Origin of the sequence: Lactobacillus sp. S2-2 (genome assembly GCF_021698855.1) — a bacterium.
GTDB lineage: Bacteria > Bacillota > Bacilli > Lactobacillales > Lactobacillaceae > Fructilactobacillus.
Map to the genome: position 1 here is coordinate 208,724 of NZ_WWFA01000001.1, position 21,221 is coordinate 229,944.

The following is a 21,221-nucleotide window of genomic DNA, read 5'->3' on the forward strand; positions in this document are numbered from 1 at the left end:
TTTAAGAGACCTTTATATATAATATTGTAGACTCAAAATGCGTTTTGAAAGGGGTAGAAACATAATGCTTGAATTTGAAAAGCCTAATATTCATAAAATTGAAGAAACAGATAACTATGGTGAAATAGTCGTTGAACCACTTGAACGTGGATATGGTACTACTTTAGGTAATTCTCTTAGAAGAGTTTTACTTGCTTCTTTACCTGGAGCAGCAGTCACTAGCATTCAAATTGACGGTGTTTTACATGAGTTTTCCACTGTTAAGGGAGTAAGAGAAGATGTTACTCAAATCATTTTAAATTGCAAAAAAATTGCTTTAAAAATTGATGGTGAGGAAGATGAAAGTAAAAACAAATCAATGAGTATTGATGTAACAGGTCCAGCTAATGTTACTGCAGGTGATATTATGGCTGATGGCGATGTAACAATCATTAATCCTGATTTACACATTGCTACTGTTGCTGAGGGTGCTACATTTCATATGACTATGACTGCAGACGAAGGTCGTGGATATGTTTCTGCTGAAGAAAACAAGGCTCGTAACGATGGTATGCCAATTGGCGTTTTACCTATTGACTCCATTTATACCCCAATTGAACGTGTTAACTATCAAGTTGAAGATACACGTGTTGGACAAAGAGATGATTATGACAAATTAACTTTAGATATTTGGACTAATGGTTCTATTAGTGCTAGTGATTCAGTAAGTTTAGCTGCTAAAATTTTAAATCAACATCTAGAAATGTTTGTAGATTTAACTGATCGTGCTAAAAATGCAGAAGTTATGGTCGAAAAAGAAGAAGGCCATAAAGAAAAAATGCTAGAAATGTCTATTGAAGAATTAGATTTATCTGTTCGTTCATATAATTGTTTAAAACGTGCAGGTATTAACACTGTTCAAGAGCTAACAAATAAATCAATGGCTGATATGATGAAAGTTAGAAATCTTGGCCGTAAATCTCTTGATGAAGTTGGAGTAAAATTAAATGCTCTTGGTTTGTCATTAAGAAAAGAAGACTAAAAAGGAGGACATTCATTTATGAGTTATCGTAAATTACAACGTACAAGTGCTCAACGTCGTGCTTTACTTCGTAATCTAACAACTGAATTAATTGTAAACGGTAAGATTGAAACTACTGAAGCTCGTGCTAAAGAAGTTAGATCAACTACTGAAAAAATGGTTACTCTTGGTAAACGTGGAGATTTATCATCACGTAGAAAAGCTGCAGCCTTTGTACAAAATACAGTTGCTGATATTAAAGAAGACGGCGATGATATTAAAGTAACTAATGCATTACAAAAACTATTTAGTGAAATTGCTCCTAAATATGCTGACCGTAATGGTGGTTACACTCGTATTTTAAAAACTATGCCTCGTCGTGGAGACGGTGCACAAATGGTTATTTTACAATTTGTTGATTAATAATCAATTAATTATATAGCTTAATAATTTCACTATAGAATCACTGAGATAAAGGTATAAAGCGTTATGATGATGGATTTCCAAGTCTAGCTTGAATGTAAACTTGTTTACGCGCCTTTTTCTTAAGTGATTTTTTTATACATAATAATTAATTTTAGGAGTGATTATCATCGATAATAATGTTTTAAAATTAGAAAAAATATTTTATAGATATCCAGATAATAAAAAGGATATATTAAAAAATTTAAATATTGAAATTGAAAATGAAAAATGGATTTCTATTATTGGAATGAATGGCAGTGGGAAAAGTACAATTGCTAAAATAATAGATCTATTAATTAAACCAGATAAAGGTAATGTTTTTATTAATCATCAAATTGTTGATGATACTAATTTTAATCAATTACGCATGAATATTGGGATTGTTTTTCAAAATCCAGAAGATCAATTTGTTGGTTCTACTATTGAAACTGATGTAGCTTTTGGATTGGAAAATAGAAATATTGATAATAAAATAATGAGAAAAATGGTGGAGAATGCATTAAAAGAAGTTAATATGTTCGATTTAAAAGATAGTCCTGCTGAGTCTTTGTCTGGAGGTCAAAAACAAAGAGTTGCTATTGCTGGAATTATTGCAATGGATCCTAAAATTATTATTTTAGATGAGTCAACAAGTATGTTGGATCCTGCATCAAAAAAAGATATTATTAAATTAATTAAAAAATTAAAAGAAATTCATCATTGGACAATTATTTCAATTACTCATGATGTTGAACAGTATTCTGTTTCTGATAAAATAATAGTTATTGATAAAGGTGAAAAAGTTTATGAGAATACACCTAAAAATTTATTTAATAATCAAGAAATAATTAAAAAATTTAATATAGAAATACCATTTTCTGAATATTTAAGCAATAAATTAGAATTAGATACTTTTAATTATTCAGAAAAATATCTTGATGAAGATGAGATGATAAAATGGATAAATCAATCAAAATAAAACATTTAGATTATGTATATCAAAGAAACACCCCATTTGAAAAAAAAGCTCTGGATAATATTTCTGTAGAAATTCCAAAAGAAGAAATTACAATGATAATTGGAAAAACTGGAAGTGGTAAATCTACTTTTATAAAGCATTTGAATGGACTCTTAATTCCAAGCGAAGGATCTTTAGAAATTAGTGATTTGACTGTAAATTCTGATGTTAATAAAAAAGTTTTGACAGTTTTAAGAAAAAAGGTAGGACTTGTTTTTCAATTTCCAGAAAAGCAATTATTTGAAGAAACTGTTATTAAAGATGTCATGGTAGGACCTAAAAATTTTGGATTGTCTGATAGTGAATCTTTAAGCAATGCACGAGAGTATTTAACCAAGGTAGGAATTGGTTCAGATTTGTATAATAAATCTCCTTTTGAAATTTCTGGCGGTCAAATGCGAAGAGTTGCAATTGCAGGTGTATTGGCAATGAATCCAGAAATATTAGTGTTAGATGAACCAACAGCTGGTCTTGATTCAATTGGAAGAAAAATGATAATGAAACTTTTAAGAGATTTAAATAAAGATAATAAAATAACCATTATTATGGTAACTCATGATATTAATGTTGTATCAGAGTATTCTGATAATGTAATTTATTTCAAGGAAAATAAAATTGCTAAATATGGCCCAACAAGGGATATATTGTATGATGAAAATATTTATTCTCTTAATAGTGGATTAATTAAACCTGATGTTGTTAATTTTTTTAACAAATTAGATAAAACAAAATTAAAAATTCAAAATAAACCAATAACAACTGATGAATTGATTAAAGTTATTAATGAAAATATTGATAGGAGTTAATGATGGATAAAATATTATTTGGAAAATATGTCCCAGGAAAATCATTTATTCATGAATTAAATCCAGCTTGTAAAATTATTATTAGTTTTATTTTAATTTTAACAACGTTAATGACACATAATTTTATTCAATACGCCTTTTTATTAGGCTTATTATTTGTTCTAATTAAAATTTCAAAAATTTCAATTAAATTTTTTTTATCTGGTGTTAAACCTTTATTATGGATAATAATTTTAACTGTTATGATTCAACTTTTTTTTAGCAGTAAAGGTCAAGTTATTTTTTCATTTAGCTTTATAAAAATTACTGACTATAGTTTATTCAATTCAGGACTAATTTTTTTACGGTTTTTAATAATTATTATTGCCTCGACTCTACTAACTCTAACAACTAATCCAATTGAAATATCCGATGGAATTTCAACTATTCTTTCGCCATTAAAGAAGGTTCATTTTCCTGTTGAAACTGTTTCAATGATGATTTCTATTTCACTTAGATTTGTTCCAACTTTATCTGAGGAAACAAAAACCATACTAGAAGCTCAAAAATCTAGAGGAATCGATTTTGATACAGGTAAATTAAGTAAAAGAATAAAAAATATAATTTCTTTAATCATACCGTTATTTGTCAGTGCATTGAGGCATGCTGAAGGATTAGCTAATGCAATGGAAGCAAGAGGATATTCGACTGAAATTAAACGAAGTCATTACTTAGAATACAAATGGAATTTAAAAGAAACGATTTCATTAATATTTATAATACTTATCGGAATAATTATTTGGTTAATGTAGGAGTTATAATATGGCAAGATATAAAATAATATTTGCATATGATGGAACAAGTTTTGCTGGATTTCAAAAGCAACCAAATCAACGAACTGTTGAAGGTGTCATTGAAAAAGCAGTTAATAAAATGGCAAAGAAAAAAGAAAATATAATTGGAATCTATGCATCTGGGAGAACAGATGCTGGAGTACATGCTTTAGCTCAGGTAGCTCACTTTGATTTTCCATTTGAAATAACTGAAATTGGAATGCTAAAGGGTTTAAATAGTTTAATGCCATTAGATATTCAAATAAATGATGTAAAAATTGTGTCTGATGATTTTCATGCTAGATATCAGGTTACAGGGAAAAAATATATTTACAGAATTGATTTAGGTGAATTTACTAACCCATTTAAAAGAAATTACACAACTCATTGGAGATTTCCATATAATTTAAAAGATATTAAACTTGCAATCAATGATTTGATTGGTGAACATGATTTTTCAAGTTTTGTTGCTTCTGGTTCAAAAGTTAGTTCAAATATTAGATATATTTATGATGCAAACGTTAATTATGATGAAGCAAACAATGAATTAATATTTCAATTTTATGGAAATGGTTTTTTATATAATCAGGTGAGAATAATGGTCGGTGTTTTAATGCAAATTGGACAAGGAAAAAGGCCAGTTAGTGATATCCAAAGGTTACTTAAATTAAAAAATCGACAAGAAGCAAGATTAACAATGGGTGCAAGTGGATTATATTTAAAAAAAGTATATTATCCAGGAGATGATCCAGAGCATGCAGTACCAAAAACTAGAAGGGTTATAAGTTAAATATTGTTTGACTTTTTATAAAAATATTTGTATCATGATAGTTGGTATTGTTTGCCCCACGATAAGCCCCGGAAACTTATTAGGTGTCGAACAAAACACAGATACATGGAGGAATAAAAAGTGCGTACAACATACATGGCTAAACCAGGCGAAGTAGATCGTAAATGGTACATTATTGATGCAACTGACATCGAATTAGGTCGTTTATCAACTGTTATTTCATCTATCTTACGCGGTAAAAATAAACCAACATATACACCACACGTTGATACTGGTGATAATGTTATCGTTATTAATGCATCAAAAGTAAAACTTTCAGGTCGTAAAGCAACTGATAAAATTTACTACCATCACACATTATACATGGGTGGTCTTAAATCAATCACAGCTGGTGAAATGCGTGCTCAAAAGCCTGACAGATTAATTAGATTATCTGTTAAAGGTATGCTTCCTAATGGTTCATTAGGTCGTCAAGTAGCAAAGAAATTACACGTTTATGCTGGTTCAGAACATAACAATGAAGCTCAAAAACCAGAAATTCTTGATATTAACAACCTAATTTAAGGAGGAAACTTAATTGGCACAAGTACAATACATCGGCTTAGGTCGTCGAAAAAATTCAGTAGCTCGTGTACGTATTACACCAGGTACTGGTAAAATCGTAGTTAACGGTAAAGCAGTTGAAGAATATATTCCATTCCCAAACTTGGTTGCAGTTATTAACCAACCATATGATGTTACTGAAACTCTAGGAAACTATGATACTTTCGTTAATGTTAACGGTGGAGGATTCTCTGGACAAGCTGGTGCAGCTCGTTTAGGTATTTCTCGTGCTTTATTAGAAGTAGATCCTGACTTTAGAGAAGCTCTTAAAAATGCTGGATTACTAACTCGTGATTCACGTATGAAAGAACGTAAAAAACCAGGTCTTAAAAAAGCTCGTAAAGCTCGTCAATTCTCAAAACGTTAATATATATTTATTATCGATTAAAAACACTCCACATTTTTTATGGAGTGTTTTTTATTACAATATTAAATGAGGTTAATTAAATGTATAATAAATCAAAAAATTATAAAATGATTATTTTATCATTATTTATTGCAATTCTATTGTTACAAACAATAATTCCTGGTATTGGATATATTCAATTAGGACCATTAAGTATTTCTGTAATACCTATTACAGTTGTTGCAGTTACTTTATCACTTGGTTTAAAAGAAGGATTAATAATTGGTTTTTTATGGGGATTCATTGTTTTTATAAGAGCTTTTTTTTGGCCAACTAGTTTGATTGCACAAATTGTTTTTGTTAATCCAGTTATTTCAATTATTCCTAGAATGTTAATTGCGTTGTTTTCGTATATTGCTTTTAAATATTTATCAAATAAAATATCTATAAATTATAAGTATATGATTAGTGGGATTGTAGGTTCTTTAACAAATACTATTTTTGTTTTATCATTTATCTACTTTTTTTATAAAGATAAATCAACTGTTCTTTATGGAGTTAGTACTGATCACTTGTTACCATTTTTATCTGGAATTGTTTTAACAAATGGTGTTCCAGAAATGATTATTGCAGCTGTGTTATTACCTTTAATTATGAAGGTATTATCACGGATTATTAAATAAAAAAGCTTACTATTATTAATAGTAAGCTTTTATTTATCTTCATCAGAGTTATCTTTTTTTAGTTGTTCTCTTGGTCCTTCTTTAATCATTGTTAGATTTTGCCAATTAACAACTGTACTGTTATGGTATTTGTCCAATATTTCAGGATCTAAAGATTTGAAAGTAACCATAAATGAATTTGTATATTGTTTTTCAATTATTCCAGTAAAATCTTCTTTTTCAAGTTTAAATCCGACTTCATCGCCAATTTCAAATTGTGATTTTTCGGTACTTGTTTGTTCATCTGGTTTTTTAGGCATTTTTCCACCTCCATGAAAAGTCTGCTTACAGAAATATATATTAAAAAAGGTGTTTTGTCAATCTTATGAGTATATGTAGTACAATAATCATTAGTAAATATTAATTGGAGGTTGATTTTGAAAAAGAAAAAAAAGAATGGTTCTAATATTCCAAAATACTTTTTAATTTTACTGATTTTAATTAGTAGTTTAGTAACAATAATTAAATTTTCTGGTGATAGAAATGTTGAACCAACATATGAATATAAAAATAAAAACTTGAGTTCTCATAAAATAAAATTTATTAATACGATACTACCTGAATCTAAAAATGTACAAAAAAAATATCATATTCTTCCAAGTATAACAATTGGACAGGCCATTTTAGAATCTGATTGGGGAGAAAGTACTTTATCAAAAAAATATCATAATTTATATGGAATTAAAGCTAATCATCCAAAGGATTCTTATGTTATTTTAAAGACTAAAGAATATAAAAATAATAAAGCGTATTATAAAAAAGCAAAATTTAAAAAATATCATAATTATAATGAATCAATTGATGATCATTCGAAATTATTAAAGTATGGAACATCTTGGAATAGTAAGCAATATAAAGAAGTTATTAATGCAGTTCATTTTAAAAAGGCTGCTTTAGAATTACAAGAATCTGGTTATGCAACTGATCCTGTTTATACAAAGAAATTAATTATTTTAATTCAAAAATATAAATTAGATCAGTTTGATTAATCAAGAATGGAAGGTTAAATATATGAATATTAAAACAATTGGAATTATTGGTAATAATGCAACTAATTATAATTTTGCACAATCATTAATAAAAAATGGTTATCAAATATACTTTTATTTGACTGATGCTGATTCTAGATTAGAAAAAATTTCAAATGAAGTTACAATAGGAAAAATTAGTGATCAAAAAAAATTAGAAGAATTTGCTGACAAGTGTGATACCGTAATTTTTAATACAAGAATTATTAATAGTGAAATTTTAAGTAATTTGAAGGAAAAGACATTTTTACCTCAAAAGACTGATTTAATTGATTTATCAGATGATCGTTTGTTATTGAATGCTTTTTTAGATAATCTTAATGTTAATTTTTATCCTTATTCTACAATAGTTTATTTAGAGGATATTTATGATGAGATAAAAAAAATTGGATATCCAGCAATTTTAAAGACTAATCATCCAAATGATTATAATTATGATTTTGAAATTAAGGATGAGGCTGATATTCCTCATGCTTCAAAATTATTAGAAAAAGATGTCTGTGTCTTAGAACCATATTTTTCAAAAAAAAAATATTACGAACAAACAATTATTAAAAGTGATGATGGTAGTTTACAGTTAATGCCGATCAATCATCTTAATTTTAAAAATCAAAAAATTGATTCGATTGAATCAATTGATAACTTGGAATCTGATACAAAAAATGAAATTCAAAAGACAAGTAATAAGATTGCAACCGCAATTGATTATACTGGATTATTATCAATTGTTTTCTTTGTAACTGATCAAGGTTTTATTTATATAAATCGTTTGAAATATGATTTTGATTTATCATCAATTATATATAAAGATTCAGTAAAAATAGATATTTTTAATCAAATAATACGATCTATACAAAATTATGATTTAAAAGAAAAGAGTGAATTATTAGATATTTCATTAATTCCGTTTGAAAAAATTACTAAATCTGATTTTATTTCTAAAAATCAAAATTTTGATTTTCATTTCGAATATCAAGATCGATTTAATCAAGGATATTATTTAATAAATCACTCAGAATAATTTATTAATACTTATCAATAAATTTATCTTAAAAAAAATGAAGTTGGTAAAATTGCGATTAAATTTTTGTTATAATAAATGTAGATTTTACATGAGAGGGTTGTATTACACGTGTCAGAAAATAGCTTACTAGATAAAATGAATCAAGAACAAAAAGAGGCGGTTCAACAAACTGATGGACCGTTATTAATTATGGCAGGTGCAGGAAGTGGTAAGACCCGAGTTTTAACACACCGAATCGCATATTTAATTGAAGAAAAGAATGTAATGCCATGGAATATTTTAGCAATTACATTTACTAATAAAGCAGCTCGTGAAATGAAAGAAAGAATAAATGGGTTATTGGATCAAGGTGGAAATGACGTTTGGGTTTCTACATTCCATGCTTTTGGAGTAAGAGTTTTAAGAAGAGATATTGATAAATTAGGTTATAACCGTTCTTTTTCTATAACAGATAGTAGTGAACAAAAGACTTTAATTAAAAGAATTTTAAATGATTTTGATTTAGATCCTAAGAAAAACGATCCTAGAGCTATTTTGGGGGCTATTTCAAATGCAAAAAATGATTTATTAACTCCTGAAGATCATCAAAAAACAATTTCTTTAAGTAATCCTTTTGAGAAAGTTGTTAGTGAAGTATATTTTGAATATCAAAAAAGATTAAGAGAAAATGAATCAGTAGATTTTGATGATTTAATTATGCTTACTCTTAATTTATTTGAAAGTAATCCTGATATATTAGCAAGGTATCAAGATAAATTTAAATACATTCATGTAGATGAATATCAAGATACTAATGAAGCACAATATAAACTAGTGCAGATGTTAGCTAAAAAGTATCAAAATATATGTGTAGTTGGTGATGCAGATCAAAGTATTTATGGTTGGCGTGGAGCTAATATGAATAATATTTTGAATTTTGAAAATGATTATCCTCAAGCACATGTAACGATGTTAGAACAAAATTATCGTTCAACTAAAAATATTTTGGATGCTGCAAATTCAGTTATTCAAAATAATAGTGAAAGAAAAGATAAAAATTTATGGACACAAAATAGTCCTGGGGAAAGAATTAGTTATTATCGTAGTCAAAGTGAAAGTGATGAAGCACGATATGTAATTTCCAAAATTAAAGAAGAAATTGAAGCAAACAATTATTTTTATAATGATTTTGCAATTCTTTATCGAACTAATGCTCAATCTCGTGTAATGGAAGAAATGTTTTTAAAATCAAATATTCCTTATACGATGGTTGGAGGACATAAATTCTATGAACGAAAAGAAATAAAAGATGTTCTATCTTACTTAACTTTAATTGCTAATCCAAGTGATTCTCTTAGTGTTGAACGTGTTATAAATGTTCCCAAACGTGGGATAGGTGCAACAAGTTTTGAAAAATTTAGAAACTTTGCTCAAGAAAACGGATGGAGTTTACTTGAAGCTACTAAAAATATTGATTTGTGTAATGATATTGCTACAAGAACTAGAAATTCAATTTTTAATTTTGGTAAATCAATTAATGATGTGGCAAATTTGAAAAATGATTTAACTGTAACTGAAATTACTGAAAAGATATTAGATACTACCGGATACTTAGTTGAATTGAAAAAAAATCAAACACTTGAAGCTCAAACTCGAGTAGAAAATATTGAAGAATTTTTATCAGTTACACAAGATTTTGATAAAAAAAGAGATGGAAATGATTTAGATACTCAACTTGTTGATTTTTTAGCAGATTTAGCACTTGTTTCAGCACAAGATGATGTTGATGAAGAAACAAAACAAGTTACAATGATGACTTTACATGCTGCTAAAGGTTTAGAGTTTCCAGTAGTCTTTATGTTAGGAATGGAAGAAGGGATTTTTCCGCTTGGCCGTGCTAGTCAAGATGAAAATGAACTTGAGGAAGAGAGAAGATTAGCATATGTAGGAATTACTAGAGCACAGACAAAGCTATATATGACAAATGCATTTTCTAGAATGTTATATGGAAAGATGCAAAACAATCCTGAATCTCGTTTTATGTCGGAAATTGATAAAAAATTAATGAAGAGTGATAACGAAGGATTAAATAATAATTCTTCATCTTTTGATAAGAATAGTGTAAGAAGTCAAAGAGCTTTTTCTACCCCTTATAAACGACCTAGTAAAATTATGGAAAAACCAAAAGAAACTGGGGCAAATAAGAAGAGTTGGAATATTGGAGATAAGGTTGAACATAAAGCGTGGGGAGAAGGTACAGTTGTAAAGGTTAATGGTACTGGTGAGGATATGGAATTGGATATTGCATTTCCAGAAAAAGGTGTTAAACGACTTTTAGCTGCTTTTGCTCCAATTAGTAAAAAATAAAATTTAATTTGAGGAGAATTAATATAATGGATTTTATTTCAATCGATCAACTTGATAAAAATGAAGCAAAAAAAGAAATAGATATGTTAATTCCCAAATTAAATGCCTGGTCACAAGAATATTATGAAAATGATAATCCTAGTGTCGAAGATGCGACCTATGATAAATATTATGATCAACTTTTAAAAATCGAAAACAAATTTCCAGAACTAATAATTGATAATTCACCAAGTCAAAAAGTTGGTGGAAAAGTTAATAATGATTTTAATAAGGTTGTTCATGATATACCGATGCTTTCTTTAGGTGATGTTTTTTCTGTTGAAGAATTAAAATTATTTTTAGATCGGTTAAAAAAAAGTCAGCCTCTGTCTGAGCAGTATAATTGTGAATTGAAAATAGATGGATTAGCAATTTCACTAATTTATAAAAATGGTAAATTAATTCAGGGATCTACTAGAGGAAATGGTCAAATTGGTGAGGATATTACTAATAATTTAAAGACGATTAAATCGATTCCTAAAACTTTAAATAAGGCAATTGACATTGAAGTTCGTGGTGAATGTTATATGCCAAAATCTTCTTTTCTAGCGTTAAATGAGCAAAGACAAGCTGAGGGGCAAGCTCCATTTGCCAATCCAAGAAATGCTGCTGCTGGAAGTTTAAGACAGTTAGATCCAAGTGTTACTAAAAAGAGAAATTTAAGTACATTTATGTATAATGTTTCAAATTATAATGATATTGAGGCAGATACACAATCAGGATTGTTGAAAGAATTAACAGAACTTGGATTTAATGTTAATCAAGAATTTAAAGTTGCAGATAAACAAACAGATATTGATCAATATATTAATCAATATCAAGACAAAAGAAATGATTTACCATATGAAATAGATGGAATTGTAATTAAGGAAAATCAATTAAATTTACAATCACTTATTGGTAATACTATAAAGGTACCAAAGTGGGCAATTGCTTATAAATTTCCTCCAGAAGAAGTGTATACACTTATCAAAGATATTGAATGGACAGTTGGTAGAACAGGAGTTGTTACTCCAACAGCTGTAATGAATCCAGTGCAGTTAGCGGGATCTACTGTTTCGAGGGCTTCATTACATAATTTTGATTATATTAAAAAGAAAGATATTAGGATTAATGATACAGTAAAACTTTATAAGGCTGGAGATATAATTCCAGAAATTGAATCATTTGATCCAAGTAAGCGACCAAATGATAGTAAAAAGTATATAATTCCTAGTGAATGTCCATCATGTGGTTCTGATTTGGTACACTTACAAGATGAGGTAGCTTTAAGATGTATAAATCCTAAATGTCCAGCTCAGTTATATGAGCAGATTAATCATTTTGCTTCTAGAAATGCAATGAATATTGATGGATTAGGTCCAAAAATTATTAATCAATTATTTGAAAAAAAATTAGTTAACGATGTAGCTTCTTTATATACATTAAAATTTGAAGATTTAATTGAATTAGAAAAATTTGGTGAGAAATCAGCTAATAATTTATTAGGTTCAATTAATGATAGTAAAAATAATTCATTAGAAAGATTAATTTTTGGATTAGGAATTAGAAATGTCGGAACAAAAGCTGCTAGGTTAATCGCTGAACATTTTAATAATATTGAAAATATAATTAATACAAATAGTCAAGAAATTGAAGAGATTGATTCTATTGGACATACTATTGCTGAATCTGTTTTTACTTATTTTAATAAAGAAACATCAAAAGAATTAATTAACGAATTAAGAAGTAATGATGTGAACTTAAAATATCTTAGTGAAAATAATGATAATATAGTTGATAATTATTTTAATCAAAAGACAGTTGTAATAACTGGGAAATTAATTGATATGAAGAGAAGTGAAATTAGTGATTGGTTAATTAAGCATGGTGCGAATGTAACTTCTACAGTTTCAAAGAAAACAGATTTATTGATAGTTGGTAAGGATGCAGGTAGTAAGTTAGCTAAAGCAAAAGAATTATCAGTTACAATTTGGAATGAGAATCAATTTATTAATGAAATGAATAAATATTAAAGATGAATGGGGGAGTTAAATTGAAAAAATTAAAATTATCCATTTCGATACTAATGTTGACTTTTGTATTAGTTGCTTGTGGATCAGTTGATAAAACAACTACAACAAAAAATACTAGTGGCAATGGTAATCAAAAAACTGAAATAACTGGACAAAATAGTAGCAAGTATTATAAAACAGTTTTAAAAAATGGTAAATATCAGGTAAGTAAATCTAGAGGAGTATCAACTCAGCAAAATTCAAATAATTTTAATTTAAAGAGTTTTGATAAAGGAATGTTAGATATTTCAAAAAAAGTTTTTTCAACTGATAAATATGTATTCCAAGAAGGACAATATATTTCAAGTGAAAGAACACAAAATTGGTTAGGAAGATATTCTAAAAAGAATCCTTCAGGATTAAATCCGAAAAAGGTTAAGGGGAAATTAGTCCCAGAATATATTCAACAAATTAATGAACAAGATTATTTAGTTCCTGTTGGTAAAAACCTTTCTTTAGGTGGTATGACAATTGGAATTGGTGTTAATTCAATTTATTATTATCAAAAGGAACAGTATGGTGCAACATATGAAAAGAAATTAACTAATGATCAAATTAAATATCAAGGTAAGTTAGCAGCACAAAAGATATTAAATAGATTAAGAAAAAATAATAAATTAAAGAATATTCCAATTGTTTTTGCTTTATATAAACAAGCTCCAGATGATAGCCTAATTGGTGGTAATTTTTATGCTTATTCAGTTAATAAAAATGGAGCTAATAAGATTAGTAGCTGGAATAAAGTAAATCAAAAAAAATATGTTTTCCCAATTGCTGATGGTGAAAAAAGTCCAAATTCAAATGATGCATCATCATTTAATGAATTTAAATCACAAGTACAAAATTATTTTCCAAATTTAAGTGGAATAACAGCTCAAGCACAATATAATGATGGAGCTTTAACAGGGATGCATGTAAATGTTAATACTCAATTTTATAGTCAAACTGAAGTAACCTCATTTACTCAGTATTTACAAACTGCAGCTCAAAAATATTTACCTGCAAATGCTCCAATTGATATTACGGTTAGTTCTGCTCAAGGAGTTCAAAGCTTCTTATCTAGAGGAAGTAATGATCGTTCCTTTACATTCCATATTTTTGATAGCTTTTAATAGAATGGAGATTTAATTATGAATAAAGTAACAAAAGAAGAAACACAACACGTTGCGAATTTATCTAAATTAGCATTAAGTGATGAAGAATTACCTAAATTTAATGATCAATTAAATTCAATGCTTGGATTATTTGATGAACTATCTGAAGTTAATACTAATGGAATTGAACCAACCTTCACAGTTAGTGATCAAATAGATATTACAAGAGAAGATGTTGCTGATAATTGGAATCAAAAGGATGCATTATTAAATAATGCGCCAGAATCTGTAGATGGATTAATTCGTGTTCCTGCAATTATGGATGGGAGTGATGAATAATGAATTATTTTGATAAAGATTTAACAAGTATACATCAACAACTAGTTGATAAAGAAATTACAGCTGAGGAATTAACTCGTCAAACTTTGGATAATATAAAAAAGCAAGACCAAGATATTAATGCTTTTCTTGCTTTAAGTGAAGTTGCAATTGATCAGGCTAAAAAAATTGATCAACAAGGAATTGATTCAAATAACATATTATCTGGAATTCCAATAGCGATTAAAGATAATATCGTTGGGACAGATTTAAAAACTACTGCTGCATCTAAAATGCTAGAAAATTTTCAATCTGTTTATGATGCAACTGTAATTAACAAGTTGAAAAATTTAAATAGTGTCGTAGTTGGTAAAACAAATATGGATGAATTTGCAATGGGTGGTTCTACCGAAACATCTTATTTCAAAAAAACACATAATCCATGGAATTTAGATCGAGTTCCAGGTGGTTCTTCTGGTGGATCTGCTGCAGCTGTAGCTTCTGGAGAAGTTTTAGCTTCTTTAGGTTCTGATACTGGTGGATCAATTAGACAACCAGCTGCATTTAATGGGATTGTCGGAATGAAACCAACATATGGACGAGTTTCTAGATGGGGACTAATTGCTTTTGCATCTAGTTTTGATCAAATAGGTCCATTAACTAGATCAGTTTATGATAATGCAGTTATGTTAAATGCAATCTCTGGATTAGATGATAAAGATTCTACTAGTTCATCAAAAGAAGTACCTAATTACACAGCTGGAATCAATCAAGGTGTTAAAGGATTAAAAATTGGAATTCCTAAAGAATATATGACTGATGGGGTTTCTAAAGATGTTAAAGATGCTGTATTAAAGGCAGCTGATAAATATCGTGAACTAGGTGCTACTGTTGAAGAAGTTTCATTACCAAATTCTAAATATGGAGTAACAGCGTATTATATTTTAGCTTCCTCTGAAGCTTCATCTAACTTAGAAAGATTTGATGGAATTCGTTATGGATATCGTACAGAAAATGCTAATAATTTAGAAGATATCTATGTTAAAAGTCGTTCAGAGGGATTTGGATCTGAAATAAAACGTAGAATTATGTTTGGAACTTATTCATTATCTGCAGGATATTTTGATGCGTACTTTAATCAAGCTGCAAAAATTAGAACTATGATTATTAATGATTTTCAAAATGTATTTAAAAGTTATGATTTGATTATTGCTCCAACAACACCAACAACTGCATTTAAAATTGGTGAAGAAATTTCTGATCCAGTTACTATGTATATGAACGATACATTAACTATTCCTGTAAATATGGCTGGATTACCGGGAATGTCGATTCCAGTTGGATTTGATAATGATAACTTACCAATTGGAATGCAATTAATTGGTAAGCCATTTGATGAATCAACTATTTATCGTGCTGGTTATGCATTTGAACAAAATACAAATTTTCACAAAAAAACACCAGAATTAGGAGGACATTAAAAAATGAATTTTGAGACAACAATTGGACTTGAAGTCCATGTAGAGTTAAAAACTAAATCCAAAATTTTTAGTCCATCACCTGCAGAATTTGGTGATGATCCTAATTCAAATACAAATGTAATTGATTGGGGATACCCAGGTACTTTACCCACAGTTAATAAAAAAGTGATTGAAAATGGATTAATTGCTGCTTTATCATTACATGCGGATGTTGAAAGACATCCACATTTTGATCGTAAAAATTATTTTTATCCAGATAATCCTAAAGGTTATCAAGTTACTCAATCAGCAACTCCAACTGCTAAAAATGGTTGGATTGAAATTGAAGTTGAAGGACAAAAAAAGAAAATTGGGATTGAAGAAATGCATGTTGAAGAAGATGCTGGTAAAAATACCCACGGAAACAAATTTTCTTATGTTGATTTAAACCGTCAAGGAACTCCTCTATTAGAAATTGTATCAAAACCAGATATTGCATCACCTGAAGAAGCATATGCATATTTAGAAGCATTAAGAGAAAGAATTCAATTTACAGGTATTTCTGATGTTAGAATGGAAGAAGGATCAATGCGTGTTGATGTTAATATTTCAATTCATCCAATTGGTTCAAAAACATTCGGTCAAAAAGTTGAGTTAAAGAATTTAAATTCATTTAATTATGTAAGAAAAAGTTTAGCATATGAAGAAAAAAGACAAGAAAAAGTATTATTATCTGGTGGTAAAATTCAACCGGAAACTCGTCGATTTAACGAAATTAATGGTACAACTGAATTAATGCGTGTAAAAGAAGGTAAAGATGATTACCGTTATTTCCCTGAACCTGATTTACCAAGTTTATCAATTAGCGATGAATGGTTAGAAAAACTTAATCAAGAAATGCCTGAAATGCCTGCTAATCGAAGAAATCGCTATGTTAATGATTTAGGAATAACTGATTATGATGCAATGGTTATTACACAAACTAAGGAAATGTCTGATTTCTTTGATACAATGATTAAAAATAACGCAGATGCAAAATTATCGGCCAATTATTTACAAGGTGATGTAAATGCATATTTAAATGATAATCAGATTAAACTTGAAAATACAAAAATCACTCCAGATGCATTAGCTACAATGGTTAATTTAATTACTGACGGTACAATTTCAAGTAAAATGGCTAAAAAAGTTTTTAAAGCAATTACAGAAGGTCAAGATCCTAAACAATATGTTGAAGATAATGGATTAGTTCAATTATCAGATCCTGCAAAATTACAACCAATTATTGATGATATTTTAAATGCAAACCCTCAATCAATTGAGGACTTTAAAAATGGTAAAGATCGTGCAGTTGGTTTTTTAGTTGGACAAATTATGAAACAGACTAAAGGTAAAGCTGATCCTAAAGTAGTTAATAAGTTATTAATGGAGTCACTAAATAAATAAAGGTGGATTGTCAAATGACAAAACGAGCACGAATTATATATAATCCAACTGCTGGCCGTGAAATTTTGAAGCAAAAATTGGTCGATATAATCAGTGTTTATGAAAAAGCTGGTTATGAAACTAGCATTTTTGCAACAACTCCAGAGCATAATTCTGCTTTAAATGAGGCTAGAAGGGTATCAGAAGATGGATTTGATTTAGTAGTTGCAGCTGGTGGAGATGGTACTATTAATGAAATTATTAATGGAATTGCTCCTTTAGATAAAAGGCCAGAGCTAGCTATTTTACCAGCTGGTACAACTAATGATTTCGCAAGAGCTTTAAAAATACCAAGAGATGATTTAGTTGAGTCAGCAAAAGTTGTTTTGAAAAAAAATGTTTTAAAAATGGATATTGGTAAAACAATCAATGAAAATTCTGTTAAATATTTTATGAACATTGCAGCTGGTGGTTCAATGACTAAATTAACTTATGATGTGCCATCGGACTTAAAAACAATTTTTGGTTATTTGGCATATTTGGTTAAAGGAGCTGAACTTTTACCTCAATTAAGACCGGTTAAAATGCACCTAAAATATGATAATGATCAATATGATGGAAAAGCTTCAATGTTTTTTGTAGCGATGACTAATTCAATCGCAGGATTTGAACAAATTGTTCCTGATGCAGAATTAGATGATGGAAAATTTACTATGATTATTGTGAAAACTGGTAATTTAGTTGAAATATTACAATTAATAACTAAAGTTTTAAATGGTGGAAAACATGTAAATGATCCAAGAATTATTTATAAAAAAACTAATAAATTAGAAGTTAGTTCAGAAGGAAAACCATTACAAATAAATATAGATGGTGAATACGGTGGAGATGCACCGATGACTTTTATTAATTTGAAACAGCATCTAGGAATTTTTTCTAATTTGGATAATGATAAGAAAAAAATAAATAATGGTAAAAATAAAGAAATCGAAAAAGTTAAAGAAGAATTAGCTGAGAAAGTTAATGAATTACCTGAAAAATAAGTTTTGCTATTAAGGCAAAATTTTTTTAGTTTATAAAGGAAGATAATATGACAAATACAGTTCCCGTACAAAAGAATGAAGTAATTGAAGTAAATGTAACTGATTTAACCTATGAAGGATTAGGGGTTGCAAAAGTTGAGCACTTTCCAATTTTTATTGAAAATGCTTTGCCAAATGAAAAAGTTGAAATTAAAGTTATTAAGGTAAAAAAGAATTTTGCTTTTGGTAAACTTGAGAAAATTCTTCAAAGTAGTCCAGATAGAATTAATAACATTGATAAGAGATATATTAATACTGGAATTGCACCATTATCACATTTGTCTTATCCAAAGCAACTGGAGTATAAAAGTAAACAAGTAATTGATTTGTTTGATAAAACAGATTTAAAAGTTGATGTTTTACCTACAATTGGAATGGATAAACCATATCAATATCGTAATAAAGCACAGATACCAGTTAGAAATATTAAAGGTCAATTAGAAACAGGATTTTATCGTAGACATAGTCATGATTTAATACCAATTGAAGATTTTTATATTCAAGAACCAGTTATTGATGATGCAATTTTAAAAGTCCGTGATATTTTACGAAAATATCAAATCATGCCATATGATGAAATCTCTCATAAAGGAATTATGAGAAATATTATGGTTAGAGTTGGTCACTATTCTAGAGAATTAATGATTGTTTTAGTAGTTAATTCTAATAAATTACCTTATCAAGATGAAATTGTTAATGACATTAAAATTGAATTTCCTGAAATTAAAAGTATTATTAAGAATGTTAATTATACTAAAGGCAATAAGTTATTAGGTTCAAAAAATGAAATTTTATTTGGTTCAAAATATATAACTGATAATTTATTAGATAATCAATATAAAATTTCACCAATGTCTTTTTATCAAATTAATCCTGTACAAACAGAAAAAATTTATGAATTGGTTAAACAAAAGGCTAATTTAAGTAAAGATGATATTGTTATTGATGCTTATTCTGGAATTGGAACAATTACACTAACATTAGCAAAAGACGTAAAAGAAATATATGGAGTAGAAGTTGTTGAAGATGCAATTAATGATGCAAAATTAAATGCAAAATTAAATAATATTAATAATGCACATTTTGTTGTTGGAAAAGCAGAAGAACAAATGGAAAAATGGAAAGAAGATGGATTAAAACCTGATGTAGTAGTTGTTGATCCTCCTAGAAAAGGATTAGATCAGCAATTTATTAGCTCTATGGTAGAAATGAATCCAAAAAAAATCATTTATGTGTCATGTAATCCTTCTACATTGGTTAGAGATGCTATAATCTTAAATGAACAAGGATACTCAATAAATGAACCAGTTCAACCAGTTGATCAATTTCCACAAACAACTCATGTGGAATCTATAACAATTTTTGAAAAATAAAAAGTAAAAAAGCACTAAGATCATGTTTCAATAATCTCAGTGCTTTTTTTATTTGTTTTGTTTTTTTATCATAAATTGATGAAAATAATAAATTGGAATACCGATAAAAGTTAATATAAGTCCAAATAAAGCTAATTGAAATTGATTAATGATAGTTGTTACTAAAATGAATAGTCCACCAACCAGAGCAATAATTGGAATTATAGGATACCCAGGAACTTTATAAGGCCTTTTTAATTGTGGTTCTCTTTTTCTAAGAATGAACAGAGCTATAAATAAAAGACAATTGAACATCCAAATAACGAAAACTAACATATCAGTTAATAAATCAAATCCACCAAAGTAAATCATTAAAATTGAAATGAGTAGAATAAATAGACTACCTACATAAGGTGCAGAATTTTTTTTACTTAATTTTTTAAAGTATTTACTAAAAGGTAATGTATCATAAACACCTAAAGTATATGGAATTCTAGGTCCAGTTAAACTATAACCATTGATAGTTCCATAAACTGAAATTAAAATACCAATGGTGATTAATTTACCGCCTAAGTTACCAAATAACTTGGTTGCAACTTGAAAAGCAGTATTATCATTTCCAGCTATTTGTTCAATTGGCATATTTTTTAAGAAAATCCAATTAACTAGTACATAAATAATCATAACAAATGATAATCCAAAAATAATAGCTTTAGGTAAGTCCTTTTGCGGATTTTTCATTTCACCAGCAATACTTCCGATATTAAGCCATCCCTCATATGCAAACATAGTTGCTAATAATCCACCAGAGAAGGCGGTTAGAATATTAGTTTCTGGAGAAGATGTAGCTAATGGAAAGAAAGATACTTTAACGTCACTTGGCATTATTAGTCCAACAATTACAATAATAAAAATAGGAACTAGTTTAAAAATGAAGGTTATAGATTGGACAATTCCACCGGCTTTTGAACCAAACATATTAGTAATAGCTGCAACCGCTGCACAAATTATGGCAATTGGAATTAATAAGGATCCATCTAAATGAAGTAGATTTATAACTTGAGTCGCAAAAATAATTGCTAAAGCTGCAATATTAGCAGGAAAATAAATTAACATTTGAGCCCAACCAAGCAAAAATCCTGTTAATGGACCATAGGTATGTCTTAAATATTCCACACTACCACCAGTTTTGGGTATTGCTGCTCCTAATTCAGATACAGTTAAGCCTCCACAAATAGTTAAGATACCAGCGACTATCCATGCTAGTAAAGTTAAACTGACTGAATGTGTTGCATTAACAACACTAGAAGTTTTAAAAAATACTCCTCCACCAATAACAGTTCCCATAACAGTTGATAGTGAAGCTACGATACCAATATTTTTCTTTAATGAAATTTCAGGCATTAAAAAAACTCCAATCTATTTAAATATGTAAACTAAAAGCATCCATATTATGGA

The 21,221-nt window shown here is 28.4% G+C and carries 21 protein-coding genes; 19 read left to right on the forward strand and 2 right to left on the reverse strand.

The features are described from left to right. Positions 1–64 precede the first annotated feature (64 nt). The 9 genes from GSH19_RS01165 to GSH19_RS01205 all read left to right on the forward strand — a co-directional run bounded on the left by GSH19_RS01165 (position 65) and on the right by GSH19_RS01205 (position 6,502). Positions 65–1,021 carry a DNA-directed RNA polymerase subunit alpha gene (locus GSH19_RS01165; protein ID WP_237026077.1) on the forward strand — a complete coding sequence of 319 codons (957 nt, stop codon included), beginning with the start codon at positions 65–67 and terminating at the stop codon, positions 1,019–1,021. Between the two features lie 18 nt (positions 1,022–1,039). Continuing rightward, positions 1,040–1,423: a 50S ribosomal protein L17 gene (gene rplQ / locus GSH19_RS01170; RefSeq protein ID WP_237026078.1), complete on the forward strand. Its 384-nt coding sequence runs from the start codon at positions 1,040–1,042 to the stop codon at positions 1,421–1,423. Between the two features lie 160 nt (positions 1,424–1,583). After that, positions 1,584–2,423 (forward strand): energy-coupling factor transporter ATPase, encoded by an 840-nt coding sequence (locus tag GSH19_RS01175; protein WP_237026079.1) that lies wholly within the window; start codon positions 1,584–1,586, stop codon positions 2,421–2,423. Further along, positions 2,402–3,268: an energy-coupling factor transporter ATPase gene (locus tag GSH19_RS01180; protein ID WP_237026080.1), complete on the forward strand. Its 867-nt coding sequence runs from the start codon at positions 2,402–2,404 to the stop codon at positions 3,266–3,268. Before GSH19_RS01175 ends, GSH19_RS01180 begins: the two co-directional genes overlap by 22 nt. 2 nt (positions 3,269–3,270) lie before the next feature. Continuing rightward, positions 3,271–4,059, forward strand: a complete 789-nt coding sequence (locus GSH19_RS01185; protein ID WP_237026081.1) for an energy-coupling factor transporter transmembrane protein EcfT — start codon at positions 3,271–3,273, stop codon at positions 4,057–4,059. Between the two features lie 10 nt (positions 4,060–4,069). Continuing rightward, entirely contained in the window at positions 4,070–4,870 is an 801-nt protein-coding gene (gene truA / locus GSH19_RS01190; protein WP_237026082.1) for a tRNA pseudouridine(38-40) synthase TruA, read from the forward strand. 120 nt (positions 4,871–4,990) lie between these two features. Beyond that, entirely contained in the window at positions 4,991–5,434 is a 444-nt protein-coding gene (gene rplM / locus GSH19_RS01195; RefSeq protein ID WP_237026083.1) for a 50S ribosomal protein L13, read from the forward strand. Positions 5,435–5,447: 13 nt separating this feature from the next. Continuing rightward, entirely contained in the window at positions 5,448–5,840 is a 393-nt protein-coding gene (gene rpsI / locus GSH19_RS01200; protein ID WP_237026084.1) for a 30S ribosomal protein S9, read from the forward strand. Positions 5,841–5,920: 80 nt separating this feature from the next. Continuing rightward, positions 5,921–6,502: an ECF transporter S component gene (locus tag GSH19_RS01205; RefSeq protein ID WP_237026085.1), complete on the forward strand. Its 582-nt coding sequence runs from the start codon at positions 5,921–5,923 to the stop codon at positions 6,500–6,502. 29 nt (positions 6,503–6,531) lie between these two features. Here the strand turns inward: GSH19_RS01205 and GSH19_RS01210 are convergent, their stop codons facing one another. After that, complete coding sequence (locus GSH19_RS01210; RefSeq protein ID WP_237026086.1) at positions 6,532–6,801, reverse strand: DUF2187 domain-containing protein; 270 nt, start codon at positions 6,799–6,801, stop codon at positions 6,532–6,534. Between the two features lie 117 nt (positions 6,802–6,918). On the opposite strand from GSH19_RS01210, the gene GSH19_RS01215 reads away from it, so the two are divergent. From GSH19_RS01215 to rlmD, 10 genes are all read left to right on the forward strand, one after another. Beyond that, on the forward strand, positions 6,919–7,530 hold the full coding sequence (locus tag GSH19_RS01215) for a glycoside hydrolase family 73 protein (RefSeq protein WP_237026087.1): 612 nt from the start codon (positions 6,919–6,921) through the stop codon (positions 7,528–7,530). Between the two features lie 22 nt (positions 7,531–7,552). Beyond that, the gene (locus GSH19_RS01220; RefSeq protein ID WP_237026088.1) at positions 7,553–8,590 is read left to right on the forward strand and encodes an ATP-grasp domain-containing protein; all 1,038 of its coding nucleotides are present in this window, start codon (positions 7,553–7,555) and stop codon (positions 8,588–8,590) included. Between the two features lie 111 nt (positions 8,591–8,701). Further along, positions 8,702–10,939 (forward strand): DNA helicase PcrA, encoded by a 2,238-nt coding sequence (gene pcrA / locus GSH19_RS01225; RefSeq protein WP_237026089.1) that lies wholly within the window; start codon positions 8,702–8,704, stop codon positions 10,937–10,939. 26 nt (positions 10,940–10,965) lie between these two features. Continuing rightward, positions 10,966–12,993, forward strand: coding sequence for an NAD-dependent DNA ligase LigA (ligA, locus tag GSH19_RS01230; protein WP_255700219.1), 2,028 nt, complete (start codon positions 10,966–10,968; stop codon positions 12,991–12,993). 2 nt (positions 12,994–12,995) lie between these two features. Next, positions 12,996–14,144 carry a CamS family sex pheromone protein gene (locus tag GSH19_RS01235; protein WP_237026090.1) on the forward strand — a complete coding sequence of 383 codons (1,149 nt, stop codon included), beginning with the start codon at positions 12,996–12,998 and terminating at the stop codon, positions 14,142–14,144. An 18-nt stretch (positions 14,145–14,162) separates the two neighbouring features. Further along, positions 14,163–14,465: an Asp-tRNA(Asn)/Glu-tRNA(Gln) amidotransferase subunit GatC gene (gatC, locus tag GSH19_RS01240; RefSeq protein WP_255700220.1), complete on the forward strand. Its 303-nt coding sequence runs from the start codon at positions 14,163–14,165 to the stop codon at positions 14,463–14,465. Continuing rightward, on the forward strand, positions 14,465–15,925 hold the full coding sequence (gene gatA, locus GSH19_RS01245; protein WP_237026092.1) for an Asp-tRNA(Asn)/Glu-tRNA(Gln) amidotransferase subunit GatA: 1,461 nt from the start codon (positions 14,465–14,467) through the stop codon (positions 15,923–15,925). The genes gatC and gatA overlap by 1 nt, the downstream gene beginning before the upstream one ends. 3 nt (positions 15,926–15,928) lie before the next feature. Then, the gene (gene gatB, locus GSH19_RS01250; RefSeq protein ID WP_237026093.1) at positions 15,929–17,350 is read left to right on the forward strand and encodes an Asp-tRNA(Asn)/Glu-tRNA(Gln) amidotransferase subunit GatB; all 1,422 of its coding nucleotides are present in this window, start codon (positions 15,929–15,931) and stop codon (positions 17,348–17,350) included. 14 nt (positions 17,351–17,364) lie between these two features. Beyond that, entirely contained in the window at positions 17,365–18,372 is a 1,008-nt protein-coding gene (locus GSH19_RS01255; protein WP_237026094.1) for a diacylglycerol kinase, read from the forward strand. A gap of 47 nt (positions 18,373–18,419) precedes the next feature. After that, complete coding sequence (gene rlmD, locus GSH19_RS01260; RefSeq protein WP_237026095.1) at positions 18,420–19,784, forward strand: 23S rRNA (uracil(1939)-C(5))-methyltransferase RlmD; 1,365 nt, start codon at positions 18,420–18,422, stop codon at positions 19,782–19,784. A 48-nt stretch (positions 19,785–19,832) separates the two neighbouring features. Here rlmD and GSH19_RS01265 read toward each other — a convergent pair whose 3' ends face one another. Next, a complete protein-coding gene (locus tag GSH19_RS01265; protein ID WP_237026096.1) occupies positions 19,833–21,167 on the reverse strand; it encodes an APC family permease in 1,335 nt (444 codons plus the stop codon). Between the last annotated feature and the right edge of the window lie 54 nt (positions 21,168–21,221).

Coding starts and splice junctions, on each gene's coding strand:
- GSH19_RS01265 (WP_237026096.1), bottom strand. CDS start 21,167: ATGCCTGAAATTTCATTAAAGAAAAATATTGGTATCGTAGCTTCACTA.
- gatB (WP_237026093.1), top strand. CDS start 15,929: ATGAATTTTGAGACAACAATTGGACTTGAAGTCCATGTAGAGTTAAAA.
- GSH19_RS01220 (WP_237026088.1), top strand. CDS start 7,553: ATGAATATTAAAACAATTGGAATTATTGGTAATAATGCAACTAATTAT.
- GSH19_RS01185 (WP_237026081.1), top strand. CDS start 3,271: ATGGATAAAATATTATTTGGAAAATATGTCCCAGGAAAATCATTTATT.
- gatC (WP_255700220.1), top strand. CDS start 14,163: ATGAATAAAGTAACAAAAGAAGAAACACAACACGTTGCGAATTTATCT.
- truA (WP_237026082.1), top strand. CDS start 4,070: ATGGCAAGATATAAAATAATATTTGCATATGATGGAACAAGTTTTGCT.
- gatA (WP_237026092.1), top strand. CDS start 14,465: ATGAATTATTTTGATAAAGATTTAACAAGTATACATCAACAACTAGTT.
- GSH19_RS01205 (WP_237026085.1), top strand. CDS start 5,921: ATGTATAATAAATCAAAAAATTATAAAATGATTATTTTATCATTATTT.
- rplQ (WP_237026078.1), top strand. CDS start 1,040: ATGAGTTATCGTAAATTACAACGTACAAGTGCTCAACGTCGTGCTTTA.
- GSH19_RS01255 (WP_237026094.1), top strand. CDS start 17,365: ATGACAAAACGAGCACGAATTATATATAATCCAACTGCTGGCCGTGAA.
- GSH19_RS01165 (WP_237026077.1), top strand. CDS start 65: ATGCTTGAATTTGAAAAGCCTAATATTCATAAAATTGAAGAAACAGAT.
- GSH19_RS01210 (WP_237026086.1), bottom strand. CDS start 6,801: ATGCCTAAAAAACCAGATGAACAAACAAGTACCGAAAAATCACAATTT.
- rlmD (WP_237026095.1), top strand. CDS start 18,420: ATGACAAATACAGTTCCCGTACAAAAGAATGAAGTAATTGAAGTAAAT.
- GSH19_RS01180 (WP_237026080.1), top strand. CDS start 2,402: ATGGATAAATCAATCAAAATAAAACATTTAGATTATGTATATCAAAGA.
- ligA (WP_255700219.1), top strand. CDS start 10,966: ATGGATTTTATTTCAATCGATCAACTTGATAAAAATGAAGCAAAAAAA.
- GSH19_RS01235 (WP_237026090.1), top strand. CDS start 12,996: ATGAATGGGGGAGTTAAATTGAAAAAATTAAAATTATCCATTTCGATA.